We start from the raw sequence: 14,485 nt of genomic DNA, 5'->3' as shown, positions 1-14,485 counted from the left end.
CCATGCGCGATTATCAGTGGCTGTATGAGTACTGCCTGAACCGCTTCGGCTCGGCCCAGGCCCTCGAGGCTTTTCTGCCGCAGCCACGCACGCCTGCGCAACTGCGCGACATCAGCGACGACCGCTACCTGTCGACCCTGGCCCTGCGCGTGTTCCGCGCCGGGCTCAAGCACAGCCTGGTGGATGCCAAATGGCCGGCGTTCGAGCAGGTGTTCTTCGGTTTCGACCCGGAGAAGGTGGTGCTGATGAGCGCCGAGCACTTGGAGCGGTTGATGCAGGACGAGCGCATCATCCGCCACTTGGGCAAGCTCAAGAGTGTGCCGCGCAATGCGCAGATGGTGCTGGATGTGGCGAAGGAGAAGGGCAGTTTCGGTGCGTTCATCGCCGACTGGCCGGTGACCGATATCGTCGGCCTTTGGAAGTACCTGGCCAAGCATGGCAACCAGCTGGGTGGCCTATCGGCGCCGCGGTTCTTGCGCATGGTCGGCAAGGACACGTTTATCCCGACCGAGGATATGGCGGCAGCGTTGATTGCGCAAAAAGTGATCGACAAGCAGCCGACCAGCCAGCGTGACCTGGCGTTGGTGCAGCAGGCGTTCAACCAGTGGCATGCCGAGAGTGGGCGACCCCTGTGCCAGCTGTCGGTGATGCTGGCGCATACCGTCAACCACTGAGATTGCTGCGGCCGCGTTGCGGCCTCTGTGGGAGCGGGCTTGTCCCGCGAAGGGGCTGCAAAGCAGCCCCTGAATCAACTCCCTTCGCCCGCCATGCGCCGCTCATGCTGGAACTTCCAGCGCACAAACAGCAGTCCGCTGATGAACAACCCCAGGCTTACCAGCACCTCGACCCAGCCAAACAGCGCCCGTGCCGGGTCGAACGCCGCCAACACGCCCTTGATGAAATAGATATTCACCACAAAGCAGGTCCAGGCATGCGCCCGGGCGCTGCCCTTCAGCATGCCCGGCAGCAGCATCAGCAGCGGCACCAGTTCAATCGCCAGAATCACTTCGACGCGCGCCCCGTGCAGGTTGGCGAACCACAGGTTGTTCACCACCAGCAGCGCGATCAGGCCAAAGAAAAGCGCCAGGCTCAGCGCCCGCGTCAGGCGCAGGCGCGGTGCCAGCCATTGCAGTGGCGGCAACACCTTGGGCTTCTTAGCCACGCGCGGCCTCCAGGGCCTTGGCGGTGCTCGCCAGGCGTTGGCCGAGGGCACGGCACAAGGTGATTTCGTGAGGGTCGAGCTCGCGCTTGCCATCGGCGCCGGCGTGGTGGCTGGCGCCATACGGTGTGCCGCCGCCGCGGGTTTCGAGCAAGGCCGATTCGCTGTAGGGCAGGCCCATCACCAGCATGCCGTGGTGCATCAGCGGCAGCATCATCGACAGCAGGGTGGTTTCCTGGCCACCATGCAGGCTGGCGGTGGAGGTGAATACCCCGGCGGGCTTGCCCACCAGTTCGCCACCCAGCCACAGGCTGCTGGTACCGTCGAGGAAGTACTTAAGCGGCGCGGCCATGTTGCCGAAGCGGGTCGGGCTGCCCAGCACCAGGCCGGCGCAATGGCGCAGGTCGTCGAGGGTGGCGTACAGCGCGCCGCTGGCCGGGATGTCCGGGGCCACAGCTTCGCACTCAGTGGAAATCGCCGGCACGGTGCGCAGGCGCGCCTCCATGCCGGCCATCTCGACACCGCGGGCAATGTGCCGGGCCATTTCGCTGGTGGCGCCATGGCGGCTGTAATACAAAACCAGGATGAAGGGCTGGCTCACGGCAGGATCTCCAGCACCTTCTCGGGTGGGCGGCCAATCACGGCTTTATCGCCGGCCACCAGAATCGGCCGCTCGATCAGCTTGGGGTATTGGGCCATGGCGTCGATCAATTGCGCATCGGTCAGGGCCGGGTTGGCCAGGTTCAGGTCTTTGTATTCGTCTTCGCCGGTGCGCAGCAGCTGGCGCGGGGCGATGCCCAGCTTGCCGAGCAGGGCCGTCAGGGTGGCGGTGTCTGGCGGGGTTTCGAGGTAGCGCACGATGGTCGGCGCCAGGCCGCGTGCTTCGAGCAGTTCCAGCGCGCCGCGGGATTTCGAGCAGCGCGGGTTATGATAGAGCGTCAGGTCAGTCATGTCGGGTCGCATCCAGCTGGGTGTGGCGGCTATTCTAACCGCAGCGACTGAACCATTTGCTTGAAACTTCGAGAAGGATTGACCCATGGCAAGGCGTTTGGCAGCAGTACTGGCCATCACCGCGGGCCTGTTGCTCGGTGGTTGCGGTGCCGACTACGGCGTGGACCAACACGGCAATACGGTAAAGGCCGAGCAGATCGAGGGGCACTGGGTAGTGCTCAACTATTGGGCCGAATGGTGCGGACCGTGCCGTACCGAAATCCCTGAGTTGAATGCGGCGGCCAAGCAATGGGCGGCCGAGGGGATCAAGGTGGTCGGGGTGAACTTCGACGGCTTGCAGGGCCAGGACCTGAAGCAGGCGGCGGACACCTTGGGCATCGGCTTTACCGTGCTGGCGCAGGACCCGGCCGAGCGTTACGAGCTGCCCCGCAGCGAGGCGCTGCCGGTGACCTACATCATCGATGACAAGGGTAAGGTGCGTGAGCAACTGATGGGTGAGCAGACCCTGGAAGGGCTGCAGGCCAAGATCAAGGCCCTGAAGGGCGCATGATGCCTGTTGGGGCTGCTTTGCGGCCCCGGCAGTCCTCAACCTTCTTCAGGCCAGAACCGCAGCGGCTTGCCCTCGGCCGGCCAGAAGCGCATCTGCTCCACAGGCGAGACATCCCAGCGTTGTACCGTCTCCAGCGCCTGCAGGAAGCGTTTTTCCTGTTCCATCAATGCCGGCGCGCACAGCTTGCGGGTCTTGCCGACCTTGCCGAAGCTCAGGTGCTTACCTTCCAGCGTGTACGGGGCAAACCAATGGTTGCAGCCGCCATTACCGTAGGCGCGGCCATCGCTGGCCAGGGTCAGGGTAAGGTGGCTGTAATCGATCAGCGGGCGTTCGCCAATCCACTCCAGTACATAGCTGCGCTCCTGCTGCAGCTTCGACGGTTGCGCGGCGCAGCCGAGCAGGCCGGTGGCAATCAGCACGCCGGTCAGCAGCTTTTTCACTCAGCGCTCTCCTGGCAACGCGGGCACAGGTGCTTCTCGCCACGGCTGGCCCAGCCCAGCTCCGCGATACGGGCGCTGGCCGCCGGCTGGCGGGCTTTCTTGCCCAGCTTGGCATCGACTGCGAACTCGAAGTCCAGCACGGCGTCGCACTGGTCGCACTCGACCTGCCAGGTGAGGATCTCCAGTTCGCTGAACACCGGGCCGCTGGCCACGGCAACCCACTGGCCGCGCGGGTTGATCAGGTGACGCACGCTTTCCACGGTCAGTCGCATGGACAAGTCCTTGCTGCCCTTGAGGGTCACCAACAGCGTGTCGCCCTTGTGCATCGAACCGCCGTTGCCGGTCACCTGATAGCGGCCGGGTACCAGGGCGCGGCACTCGATCAGGGTGTGTTGCGGGTTGAAAAGGGTGTAACGGAAATCGTGCTCGACCATGGGTCCTCCAGAAATGCCGCGTATCCTAGCATTAACCCGATACCAGATTCTGGGGTTTGCCTGCCATCCAGCGGTTGATGTTGTCCAGCGTGGTGGCGGCGATGGCGTCCAGCGCCTCGCGGGTGAGAAAGGCCTGGTGGGCGGTGATGATCACGTTGGGGAAGGTCAGCAGCCGGGCCAGCACATCGTCTTGCAAAGGCTGGTCGGAGCGGTCCTCGAAAAACAGTTGGGCTTCTTCTTCGTAGACGTCCAGGCCCAGGTAGCCCAACTGGCCACACTTGAGTGCGTCGATCAATGCCGGGGTGTCGACCAGGGCGCCGCGGCCGGTGTTGATCAGCATGGCGCCAGGTTGCAGTTGAGCCAGGCTTTGCGCATTGATCAGGTGGCGGGTGTGCTCGGTCAGCGGGCAATGCAGGCTGATGATGCGCGCCTCGCGCAGCAACTCGGGCAGGGGCAGGTAGCGGGCGCCAAGGGCCAGCAGGTCCGGGTTGGGGTAGGGGTCGTAGGCCAGCAACTGGCAGCCGAAGCCGGCCATGATGCGGGCGAACGCAGCGCCGATCTGGCCGGTGCCGACCACACCGACGGTCTTGCCGTGCAGGTCGAAGCCGGTCAGGCCATGCAGGGTGAAATCGCCTTCGCGGGTGCGGTTGTAAGCCCGGTGCAGGCGCCGGTTGAGGGCGAGGATCAGCGCCACGGCGTGCTCGGCCACCGCGTGTGGCGAGTAGGCTGGCACCCGTACCACGGCCAGGCCCAAGCGCTGGGCGGCCGCCAGGTCGACGTGGTTATAGCCCGCCGAACGCAGGGCGATCAGGCGCGTGCCGCCAGCGGCCAGGCGCGCCAGCACTTGGGCGTCCAGCTCATCGTTGATGAAGGCGCAGACAACCTCGTAACCGCTGGCGAGGGGCGCGGTGTCCAGGGTCAGGCGGGCGGGCTGGAAGTGCAGCTCCAGGGCAGTGCCGGCAGCGGCCTGGGTGAAGCTTTCCTGGTCGTAGTGCTGGCTGCTGAACAACAGGGCGCGCATGGTCGGGCTTCCTTTGCGAATGTCTGGGGATTGTAGCTGGCCGTCCTATGTGGCCGTTGTAGGAGCAAGGCAGTGCTGTCAGGCATTGATGTGTGCCTGCGTCGCCAGCCGGCTGATCGCGCTGTCGAGTTCATCCAATGCCTGCTGCGCGTGGGGGTGCTCCTGTTTGAGCAAGGTCTCGCTGCGCTGGCATGCCGCCCGCAGTTGCGGCACACCGCAATAGCGCGAGGCACCGTTGAGGCGGTGTACCTGCTCGATCAAGGTGGTGTGATCCTGCGCTTCGCGGGCGGCGCGTATCGCCTGGCGGTCGGACTCCAGTGACGCCAGCAGCATGGCCAGCATGTCGGCCGCCAAGTCGGATTTGCCGGCGGCCAGGCGCAAACCTTCGTCGGGGTCGAGCACCTTCAGTTCGTCGCTGTTGAGCCGCTGTTCGGCCAAGCGCTCTTGCTGCGGCACGCCCAGGCTCAGGCCGGTCCACTTCATCACCACCTGGGCCAACTGCCGCTCACTGATCGGTTTGGTCAGGTAGTCGTCCATGCCGGCATGCAGCAGCGCGCGTTTCTCGTTGGCCATGGCATGCGCGGTGAGGGCGACAATCGGCAGCGGGCTGCCGCTTTGGGCGTTTTCCCAGAGGCGGATCTGCTCGGTGCAGGCGCGGCCATCCATGCCGGGCATTTGCACGTCCATCAGCACCAGGTCGAAGGGCTCATCCTGCACCGCTTGCACCGCCGCATAGCCGTTGTCGACGGCCAGCACCTGGGCACCCAGGTCTTCGAGCAGGGTCTGTACCAGCAGCAGGTTGGCTGGGTTGTCGTCGACGCACAAAATCTTCGGCTGGCGCTGGCCGCTGAGGATGTTCGGCTCGCCCAGCGGGCGACGTGGTTGGATCAGCTCCAGCAGCAGCCGACGCAACTTGCGCGTGCACGTTGGCTTGGACAGGAGTTGGCCATGGCCATTGGGCAGGTAGGGGTGGTACAGCGCCTGTTCGGTGGTCGGGCACAGCACCACGCACTGGCACTGGTAGCGGTCCAGTTGCAGGTGGTACTCACCGAGCTGCTCGGGCGTCAGGTTGCCCAGGTTGGCGCCGAGCACCGCGAAGTCGAACGGGTGGCCCGCCTGGCTTGCGGCCTGCACCGCATGCAGAAGCTGGTCGTACGAGGCAAACAGGCTGACGCTCAGGCCGCAGTCTTCAAGCTGGTGCTCCAGCGCCTGGCGCGCGAGCTCATGGCTGTCGACGATGGCGGCGCGGCGGCCCAGCAGGGGCTGCAGCGGCAGCTCTTCGGCATCGTCGTGAGCCTTGGGCAGGTTGAGGCTGATCCAGAACTGCGAGCCTTCGCCCGGCGTGCTGTCGACGCCGATCTCGCCGCCCATCTGCTCGATCAGGCGCTTGGAAATCACCAGGCCCAGGCCGGTACCCCCAGGCTGGCGCGCCAGCGAGTTGTCGGCCTGGCTGAAGGCCTGGAACAGCGTGCGCACATCCTGCGGCGACAGGCCGATGCCGGTGTCTTGCACGCTGATGCGAAGCTGCGCGCTGTCTTCGTGTTCGTCTTCAAGCATGGCGCGTACGACGATGGTGCCTTCGCGGGTGAACTTGATCGCGTTGCTCACCAGGTTGGTGAGGATCTGCTTGAGCCGCAACGGGTCGCCGATCAGCGATGATGGGGTGTCGCGGTAGATCAGGCTGAGCAGTTCGAGCTGCTTGGCGTGCGCGGCCGGGGCGAGGATGGTCAGGGTGTCCTGGACCAGGTCGCGCAGGTTGAACGGAATGCTGTCGAGCACCAGCTTGCCGGCCTCGATCTTGGAGAAGTCGAGGATCTCGTTGATGATCCCCAGCAGGTTGTCGGCGGACTTCTCGATGGTGCTCAGGTAATCCAGCTGGCGCGGCGTCAGCTCGCTTTTCTGCAGCAAATGGGTGAAGCCGAGGATGCCGTTGAGCGGGGTGCGGATCTCGTGGCTCATGTTGGCCAGGAACTCCGACTTGATGCGGCTGGCCTCCAGGGCTTCCTTGCGGGCCATGTCCAGCTCGATGTTCTGGATCTCGATGGTCTCCAGGTTCTGGCGCACGTCCTCGGTGGCCTGGTCGATGCTGTGCTGCAGCTCTTCGTGGGCGCTGTGCAGGGTTTCGGCCATGCGGTTGATGCCGCGGCCCAGCTCGTCCAACTCGTGGCTGCCCATGGCCGGCAGGCGCTCGTCCAGGTGGCCGTCCTTGAGCTGATTGACCGCATGCTTGATGCGTTTTATCGGGTCGTTGATGGTGCGGCTCATGCGCAATGCCAGCAGGCCACTGAGGGCCAGGCAGGCGAGGATCAGCAACAGGCTGGTGAACAGGTTGCGGTAGCCACGCAGCAAGGTGCCGTCGTGCGACAGTTCGATTTCGACCCAACCCAGCAGGCGCTCGGCTTCGGCCGGCACGGCATCGGTGGCCAGGTCGCGGTGGTGGCCGAAGACCGGCATCAGGTAGCGGGTGGCGTCATTGCCGGTGCGTTGCAACAGTTGCGTGCCGGTGCCGCCCGTGGGCGGCTGGTTGAGCATGCTCGGGCCTGCATGCGCCAGGCGCGTGCGGTCTGGGGCTAGAAAGGCGACCGCGCGCACGTCGGTTTGCTCCAGGGTCTGCGCGGCAATCCGTTCCAGCTGCGCAGGGGCCCCCTTGGCCATGGCAGGTGCAGCCAGCGGCGCCAGTTGCTCGGCGATCATCTTGCCGCGTTGCAGCAGCTGGGTGCGCAAATCGCTTTGCTGCAGCCAGGTGAAATAACTGCCCAATACCAGCGCCATCAGGCCGGCAGGCAGCAGGGCCAACAGCAGGACCCGGCTTCTGATTCCCAAACGATCGAGCACACTTGCCTCCTGTCATGTGCCTGGACGCCGTCAACTGCGTGACGGACCAAGCCGGGAAGTTACTCCGCCTGCTCGGCTATTGCACCCATTTGTCTGTCTTTTCGTGGCCAGGTCGAGGCATTGGTCGCAGGGCGGTTGCCTAGAGCAGAGCGGATGCTCAATAATCGCGCAATTGAGAATGCATGGCAGTTGCCAATGAATCCCGTAGCTATTCATACCTCCACTATCCTCGCCATCGAGGACGACCCGGTGCTGGGTGCCTACCTGCACGAGGAGCTGCAGCGTGGCGGCTTCCAGGTGACCTGGTGCCGCAATGGGCTCGAAGGCCTTGAAACCGCAGGCCGGCAGGCATTCGACGTGGTGTTGATGGACATCCTGCTGCCAGGGCTCAACGGCCTGGATGCACTGGCCCAGTTGCGTACCCGCAGCGCCACGCCGGTGATCCTGATGTCGGCGCTGGGCGCCGAGGCCGACCGTATCAGCGGTTTTCAGCGCGGCGCCGACGACTACCTGCCCAAGCCCTTCAGCATGGCCGAGCTGCAGGTACGCATCGAGGCGATCCTGCGGCGCGTGGCCCTGGAGCGGCGCCATCAGCCGCAGCAAGAGGCCGCGGGAGGTGGGTTGCAGTTCGACGAAGGGCTCAGCGACGTCAGGCTCGAAGGGCGCCTGGCAGGCCTGACCCCCAGCGAATATCGCCTGCTCGAGATCCTCAACCGCAACCTGGACGAGGTGCTGAGCAAACCCTTCCTTTATCAGCAGGTCTTGCAGCGCGGTTACTCGCGGCATGATCGCAGCCTGGACATGCATGTCAGCCAGATCCGCCGCAAGCTCAAAGGCATCGGCTACCACGAACGGCAGATCCGCACTGTCTGGGGCAAAGGTTACGTGCTTAGCGCCAGCGAGATGGAGTGAGCCATGCTCGACCGCCATTCGCTGTTCTGGAAGCTGGCCATCCTGCTGGTGGGCTTCTGCCTGCTGATGATCGGCCTGAGCTACACCTGGGGCCGGCACATGGAAACCCAGAACGCCTTCCTGTCCGAACCGGCCCGCCAACTGCTGCGCGGTTATGCGGCTGAGGCCGAGCAGGCCTGGCGCAGCGATGGGCGCGCGGGGCTGGACCGTTGGGTGCAGGCCATGCACCAGCGCGAGCGTGGCTGGGTCGGCGTGCTCGACATCAGCCTGCGGCCGCTCGACAGCGCCACCCTGAACCCCCAGATCATGCAACGGCTAACGCGCCTGCGCGGCGTCGATTGGCCGATGAGCCTGCGCAGTGTCGACCAGCCGTGGCTGCGCATTCCGTTCCCGGGGGCGCCGGAGCAGGGCATGCTGGTGATCGAACTGCCAGAGCGCCTCAACCCCGGCCAGTACCGCATGCTGTGGAGGGTGCTGACCAACGGCATTATTCCCGCTCTGTTCACCTTGCTGCTGTGCGTTGGGCTGTACCGCATGCTGATCGTGCCGCTCAACCAACTGCGTGAGCAGGCCAATGCCTGGCGCGCCGACCAGCTGTCGGCCCGCCTCGATTCGCGCACCATCGCCCGGCATGACGAACTCGGCGAGCTGGCTCGCGCGTTCGACCAGATGGCCGAACGGCTGCAGGGTACGGTGGCCATGCAGCAACAGATGCTGCGCGACCTGTCGCACGAAATGCGCACGCCGCTCAGCCGGCTACGCGTGGCCTGCGATGGCGAAACCGACCTGCAGCGCCTGCGCGAACGGCTGGCGCGTGAAGTGGACTGCATGCAGCAATTGGTCGAGGGCACCCTGCAATTGGCCTGGCAGGATGCCGAGCGTGCGCCGATGAACCTTGAGCCCATTCAGGTTCAAGCGTTGTGGGACCTGCTCGCCGAGGACGCCAGCTACGAAAGCGGCTGGTTGCCCGAGCGGCTGCGCTGCGAACTGCCCGCCAGTTGCTGGGTGCAGGGTAACCTCAACCACCTGGCCCAGGCGCTGGAGAACATGCTGCGTAATGCCATCCGCCACTCGCCGACTAACGGCGTGGTGCGCTTGGGCGGGCAGCGCGACGGTAACCACTGGCGGCTGTGGCTGGAAGACGAGGGCGGAGGGGTTGCAGAAGAGGACCTTGAACGGATCTTCGCGCCGTTCTCGCGGCTGGACGGTTCGCGGCCTGGGGACGGCGGTTTCGGGCTGGGTTTGAGCATTGCGCGCAGTGCCATCCAGCGCCAGGGCGGGACCTTGTGGGCAGAGAATGGCAAGCACGGGCTGCGCCTGTGCATGCGCTTACCGCTCCATGTGCCAGCCCCTGCCAAGGACAACCCACGGCCGCAGGTCGCCGCGTTATAGCTTGTAGCTATATGCATCACAGATTGCGTGATATGGCGCGCAAAGGATTGCCGGTATGATAGGCGCCCCTGCCGTCCGGATTGTGAAATACGCCATGACCTTGCAGTACCCAACCATCGCCGATTGCGTCGGCAATACGCCCCTGGTTCGCCTGCAGCGCATTGCTGGAGAAACCAGCAACACGCTCCTGCTCAAGCTCGAAGGTAACAATCCCGCCGGTTCGGTCAAGGACCGCCCGGCGCTGTCGATGATCGCCCGCGCCGAACTGCGCGGTCAGATCAAGCCGGGTGACACGCTGATCGAGGCGACCTCGGGCAACACTGGCATCGCTCTGGCGATGGCGGCAGCGATCAAGGGTTACAAGATGATCCTGATCATGCCAGACAACTCCACCGCCGAGCGCAAGGCCGCCATGACGGCCTATGGCGCCGAGCTGATCCTGGTGACCAAGGAAGAGGGCATGGAAGGTGCCCGCGACCTCGCCGAGAAGCTGCAGGCCGAGGGCCGCGGCCTGGTGCTCGACCAGTTCGCCAATGGCGACAACCCGATCGCCCACTACAACAGCACCGGCCCGGAAATCTGGCAGCAGACCCAGGGCACCATCACCCATTTCGTCAGTTCGATGGGCACCACCGGCACCATCATGGGCTGCTCGCAGTATCTTAAAGAGCAGAACCCAGCCGTGCAGATCATCGGCCTGCAGCCGATGGAAGGCTCGGCCATTCCGGGCATCCGTCGCTGGCCTGAGGAATACTTGCCGAAGATTTTCGACGCCACCCGCGTCGATCGCGTGGTCGACATGTCCCAGCAGGAAGCCGAAGACACCACCCGCCGTCTTGCCCGTGAAGAGGGCATTTTCTGCGGCGTGTCTTCCGGTGGTGCGGTCGCGGCGATGCTGCGCCTGTCCCGCGAGGTGGAAAACGCGGTAATGGTCGCAATCATCTGCGACCGTGGTGACCGATACCTGTCCACTGGCCTGTTTGATCCGAGCTAAATGTCCAAGAAGAAAAGCAACAGCGGCCTGCGCTTCCAGCCAGCCGGTGGCAACCGTAGCCCCCAGGTTCCCGTGGGCAAGAAACAGCGCCTGGACATCGAGCGCCTGGCCGGTGACGGCCGTGGCATCGCCTTCCATGAAGGGCGAACCTGGTTTGTCAGTGGCGCGTTGGCCGGTGAAGCCGTCGAGGCCCGCGTGCTCAATGCCCGCGGCAAAGTCGTGGAGGCGCGCCTGGAGCGCGTGCTGCAGGCCAGCCCCGAGCGGCGCGAAGCCCCTTGCCGGCATTATGCCCGCTGTGGCGGCTGCAACCTGCAGCATCTGCCCCACGAAGCGCAGCTGGCGCTCAAGCAGCGCACGCTGGCCGAACAGCTGCAGCGGGTTGCCGGCGTACAACCCGAGGCCTGGGCCGCCCCCCTGAGCGGACCGGAATTCGGCTACCGGCGCCGGGCGCGGGTGGCTGTGCGCTGGGACATCAAGGCGCGTCAGCTGGAGGTCGGGTTCCGTGCCGAAGCCAGCCAGGACATCATTTCCATCGACGACTGCGCAGTGCTGGTACAGCCCTTGCAGTCGATTCTGCGCCACTTGCCGACGGCGCTGCGTTCGCTGAGCAAACCGCAGGTCATCGGCCATGTGGAACTGTTCAGCGGCACCGCTGAGGCGCTGCTGGTGCGCCATGTCGCGCCGCTGCCGGCGGATGACCTGGCCCGCCTGCAGGCATTTTGCGACGAGGCCAAGGCGCAGCTCTGGCTGCAGGGCGAGGGTGAACCGGCGCCGGTAGACGCGGCCACGACCCTGGGCTTTACCCTCGAACCCTGGCAGCTGGAATTGGCCTGGCGCCCCGGTGATTTCGTGCAGGTTAACGCCCAGGTCAATACGGCGATGATCGAGCAGGCGTTAGCCTGGCTCGCACCGCAAGCCGACGAACGTGTGCTTGACCTGTTCTGCGGCCTGGGTAATTTTGCCCTGCCGTTGGCGCGGCAGGCGCGTGAAGTGGTGGCGGTGGAAGGTGTACAGGCCATGGTCGATCGGGCCGCGGCCAATGCCCGAAACAACAATGTGCATAACGCACGGTTTTTTCAGGCCGATTTATCGCAGCCTTTGGCAGGTGCCGAGTGGGCCGCCGAAGGCTTTTCTGCGGTACTCTTGGACCCACCGCGCGACGGTGCTTTCGAGGTGGTGCAAGACATCGCACGCCTCAAGGCCAAGCGGCTGGTCTACGTATCGTGCAACCCGGCCACGCTGGCGCGAGACGCCCAGGTGCTGGTCGGACAGGGGTACCGGTTAAAAAGGGCCGGGATTCTCGACATGTTTCCTCAGACGGCGCATGTCGAGGCCATGGCGTTATTCGAAGCGGGCTAGCAGACTGGCCCGTTGGTGCGGTTGCCAGGGAATGGCGGCCACACGGTGGAAGCCTGCGCACCCGCGTGGTGCGCTGTATGGAAAGGTAAAACAAAGATGGTACAGGTGAGAGTGCACCAGCCGGTCAACACTGACGGCAGTATCAATCTCGAAGCATGGCTGGATCATGTGGTAAGCGTCGATTCAGCCCTGGATCGCGCAGCGCTGAAAGAGGCCTGCGAATTCGCTCACGAAGTCGAGAAGAAGGGTAACCCTGCCAAGCATTCCTGGGCCGACGGTACGTCCAGCTTCCAGGCGGGCCTGGAGATCGCCGAGATTCTCGCCGACCTCAAGCTCGACCAGGATTCGCTGGTAGCCGCCGTCATTTACCGTTCGGTGCGTGAAGGCAAGGTGACCCTGGCTGAAGTCAGCCAGCGTTTTGGCCCGGTGGTGTCCAAGCTGATCGACGGCGTGCTGCGCATGGCGGCCATCAGTGCCAGCCTCAGCCCGCGCCAGTCGCTGGTGCTGGGCTCCCAGGCGCAGGTCGAGAACCTGCGCAAGATGCTCGTGGCCATGGTCGACGACGTGCGCGTTGCACTGATCAAGCTGGCCGAGCGTACCTGCGCAATCCGTGCGGTCAAGGCCGCCGACGACGAAAAACGCCTGCGCGTCGCGCGCGAGGTGTTCGACATCTATGCCCCCCTGGCGCATCGCCTGGGCATCGGTCACATCAAGTGGGAGCTGGAAGACCTGTCCTTCCGCTACCTTGAACCCGACCAGTACAAACAGATCGCCAAGCTCCTGCACGAGCGCCGGCTGGACCGCGAGCGCTTCATCAGCGACGTGATGAACCAGCTGCAGAACGAGTTGCTGGCCACCGGCGTGAACGCCGACATCAGTGGCCGGGCGAAACACATCTATTCGATCTGGCGCAAGATGCAGCGCAAAGGCCTTGAATTCAGCCAGATCTACGATGTGCGTGCGGTGCGTGTGCTGGTCCCGGAGATCCGCGATTGCTACACCGCGCTGGGTATCGTGCATACCCTGTGGCGGCACATCCCCAAGGAATTCGACGACTACATCGCCAACCCGAAGGAAAACGGCTACCGCTCGCTGCACACGGCGGTGATCGGCCCCGAGGGCAAGGTGCTGGAGGTGCAGATCCGCACCCACGGCATGCACGAGGAAGCGGAGCTGGGGGTTTGCGCCCACTGGCGCTACAAGGGCACCGACGTCAAGCCGAGCTCCAATCACTACGAAGAGAAGATTTCCTGGCTGCGCCAGGTGCTCGAGTGGCATGAAGAGCTGGGTGACATCGGCGGCCTGGCCGAGCAGCTGCGCGTCGACATCGAGCCGGACCGGGTCTACGTGTTCACCCCGGACGGCCATGCCATCGACCTGCCCAAGGGCGCCACGCCGCTGGACTTCGCCTACCGCGTGCACACCGAAATCGGCCACAACTGCCGCGGCGCCAAGATCAACGGGCGTATCGTGCCGCTGAACTACAGCCTGCAGACCGGCGAGCAGGTCGAGATCATCACCAGCAAACACGGCAACCCCAGCCGTGACTGGTTGAACTCCAACCTGGGTTACGTCACCACCTCGCGGGCACGGGCCAAGATCGTTCACTGGTTCAAGCTGCAGGCACGCGACCAGAACGTCGCCGCCGGCAAGACCTTGCTCGAGCGCGAACTCAGCCGCCTGGGCCTGCCGCAGGTGGACTTCGAGCGCCTGGCCGAGAAGACCAACGTCAAGACCGCCGAAGACATGTTCGCCTCGCTCGGCGCGGGTGATCTACGCCTGGCTCACCTGGTCAACGCTGCCCAGCAGTTGCTGGAGCCTGAGCGTATCGAGCAGATCGAGCTGGTGCAGCGCAAGCCCACGGGCCCGCGTACCGGCAAGCGCGGCGATATCCAGATCCAGGGTGTCGGCAACCTGCTGACGCAGATGGCCGGTTGCTGCCAGCCGCTGCCGGGCGATGCCATCGTCGGCTACATCACCCAGGGCCGCGGCGTGAGCATCCACCGTCAGGACTGTGCCTCGGTGCTGCAACTGGCAGGCAAGGAGCCAGAGCGGATGATCCAGGTGAGTTGGGGGCCGATCCCGGTGCAGACCTACCCGGTCGACATCGTCATCCGTGCCTACGACCGCCCAGGCTTGTTGCGTGACGTGTCGCAGGTGCTGCTCAACGAGAAGATCAACGTGCTGGCGGTCAACACCCGCTCGAACAAGGAAGACAACACGGCGTTGATGTCGTTGACCATCGAGATTCCGGGCCTGGATGCGCTCGGGCGCTTGCTGGGGCGGATCTCGCAGTTGCCGAACATCATCGAGACGCGGCGTAACCGTACCCCTTGAGACCGAGGTGGCTGCTTCGCGGGTAAACCCGCTCCCACAGGTTGAGTGCAAACCTTAAGCTATGCACGGTACCTGTGGGAGCGGGTTTACCCGCGAAGGGC

At 64.7% G+C, this 14,485-nt stretch carries 14 protein-coding genes; 7 read left to right on the top strand and 7 right to left on the bottom strand.

Going from position 1 to position 14,485, the window contains the following annotated elements; translation table 11 throughout:
* Window positions 1-2: 2 nt before the first annotated feature.
* Complete coding sequence (locus OO306_RS10650; RefSeq protein WP_265968601.1) at window positions 3-674, top strand: DNA-3-methyladenine glycosylase I; 672 nt, start codon at window positions 3-5, stop codon at window positions 672-674.
* A gap of 74 nt (window positions 675-748) precedes the next feature.
* Here the strand turns inward: OO306_RS10650 and OO306_RS10645 are convergent, their stop codons facing one another.
* The 3 genes from OO306_RS10645 to arsC are packed head-to-tail and all read right to left on the bottom strand — an operon-like array spanning window position 749 to window position 2,110.
* A complete protein-coding gene (locus OO306_RS10645; protein WP_265968599.1) occupies window positions 749-1,162 on the bottom strand; it encodes a DUF2069 domain-containing protein in 414 nt (137 codons plus the stop codon).
* Window positions 1,155-1,760: an NAD(P)H:quinone oxidoreductase gene (wrbA, locus tag OO306_RS10640; RefSeq protein ID WP_027595839.1), complete on the bottom strand. Its 606-nt coding sequence runs from the start codon at window positions 1,758-1,760 to the stop codon at window positions 1,155-1,157. The genes OO306_RS10645 and wrbA overlap by 8 nt, the downstream gene beginning before the upstream one ends.
* Complete coding sequence (gene arsC, locus OO306_RS10635) at window positions 1,757-2,110, bottom strand: arsenate reductase (glutaredoxin) (protein ID WP_265968597.1); 354 nt, start codon at window positions 2,108-2,110, stop codon at window positions 1,757-1,759. Before arsC ends, wrbA begins: the two co-directional genes overlap by 4 nt.
* A gap of 85 nt (window positions 2,111-2,195) precedes the next feature.
* On the opposite strand from arsC, the gene OO306_RS10630 reads away from it, so the two are divergent.
* Complete coding sequence (locus OO306_RS10630) at window positions 2,196-2,660, top strand: TlpA disulfide reductase family protein (RefSeq protein ID WP_027595841.1); 465 nt, start codon at window positions 2,196-2,198, stop codon at window positions 2,658-2,660.
* 35 nt (window positions 2,661-2,695) lie between these two features.
* Here OO306_RS10630 and OO306_RS10625 read toward each other — a convergent pair whose 3' ends face one another.
* From OO306_RS10625 to OO306_RS10610, 4 genes are all read right to left on the bottom strand, one after another.
* Window positions 2,696-3,100, bottom strand: a complete 405-nt coding sequence (locus tag OO306_RS10625; RefSeq protein WP_027595842.1) for an META domain-containing protein — start codon at window positions 3,098-3,100, stop codon at window positions 2,696-2,698.
* The gene (locus OO306_RS10620) at window positions 3,097-3,534 is read right to left on the bottom strand and encodes a hypothetical protein (RefSeq protein ID WP_027595843.1); all 438 of its coding nucleotides are present in this window, start codon (window positions 3,532-3,534) and stop codon (window positions 3,097-3,099) included. The genes OO306_RS10625 and OO306_RS10620 overlap by 4 nt, the downstream gene beginning before the upstream one ends.
* Before the next feature lie 31 nt (window positions 3,535-3,565).
* Window positions 3,566-4,555, bottom strand: a complete 990-nt coding sequence (locus tag OO306_RS10615; RefSeq protein ID WP_186702966.1) for a 2-hydroxyacid dehydrogenase — start codon at window positions 4,553-4,555, stop codon at window positions 3,566-3,568.
* 78 nt (window positions 4,556-4,633) lie between these two features.
* Complete coding sequence (locus OO306_RS10610) at window positions 4,634-7,390, bottom strand: response regulator (protein WP_265968595.1); 2,757 nt, start codon at window positions 7,388-7,390, stop codon at window positions 4,634-4,636.
* Between the two features lie 195 nt (window positions 7,391-7,585).
* Here OO306_RS10610 and OO306_RS10605 point away from each other — a divergent pair, with 195 nt between their 5' ends.
* The 5 genes from OO306_RS10605 (at window position 7,586) to relA (ending at window position 14,384) form a co-directional block, all read left to right on the top strand.
* Complete coding sequence (locus tag OO306_RS10605) at window positions 7,586-8,302, top strand: response regulator transcription factor (protein WP_099428503.1); 717 nt, start codon at window positions 7,586-7,588, stop codon at window positions 8,300-8,302.
* 3 nt (window positions 8,303-8,305) lie between these two features.
* A complete protein-coding gene (locus OO306_RS10600) occupies window positions 8,306-9,694 on the top strand; it encodes a sensor histidine kinase (protein WP_265968593.1) in 1,389 nt (462 codons plus the stop codon).
* Window positions 9,695-9,788: 94 nt separating this feature from the next.
* A complete protein-coding gene (cysM, locus tag OO306_RS10595) occupies window positions 9,789-10,688 on the top strand; it encodes a cysteine synthase CysM (protein WP_027595848.1) in 900 nt (299 codons plus the stop codon).
* The gene (gene rlmD / locus OO306_RS10590; protein WP_099428505.1) at window positions 10,689-12,047 is read left to right on the top strand and encodes a 23S rRNA (uracil(1939)-C(5))-methyltransferase RlmD; all 1,359 of its coding nucleotides are present in this window, start codon (window positions 10,689-10,691) and stop codon (window positions 12,045-12,047) included.
* 96 nt (window positions 12,048-12,143) lie between these two features.
* The gene (gene relA, locus OO306_RS10585; protein ID WP_027595850.1) at window positions 12,144-14,384 is read left to right on the top strand and encodes a GTP diphosphokinase; all 2,241 of its coding nucleotides are present in this window, start codon (window positions 12,144-12,146) and stop codon (window positions 14,382-14,384) included.
* The last annotated feature ends 101 nt before the right edge of the window (window positions 14,385-14,485 follow it).

Source organism: Pseudomonas sp. DCB_AW (assembly GCF_026240895.1).
GTDB classification, from domain to species: Bacteria; Pseudomonadota; Gammaproteobacteria; order Pseudomonadales; family Pseudomonadaceae; genus Aquipseudomonas; species Aquipseudomonas kermanshahensis.
The sequence above is the reverse complement of the archived record's forward strand: the minus strand, read 5'-3'. Positions and strand labels throughout refer to the sequence as shown.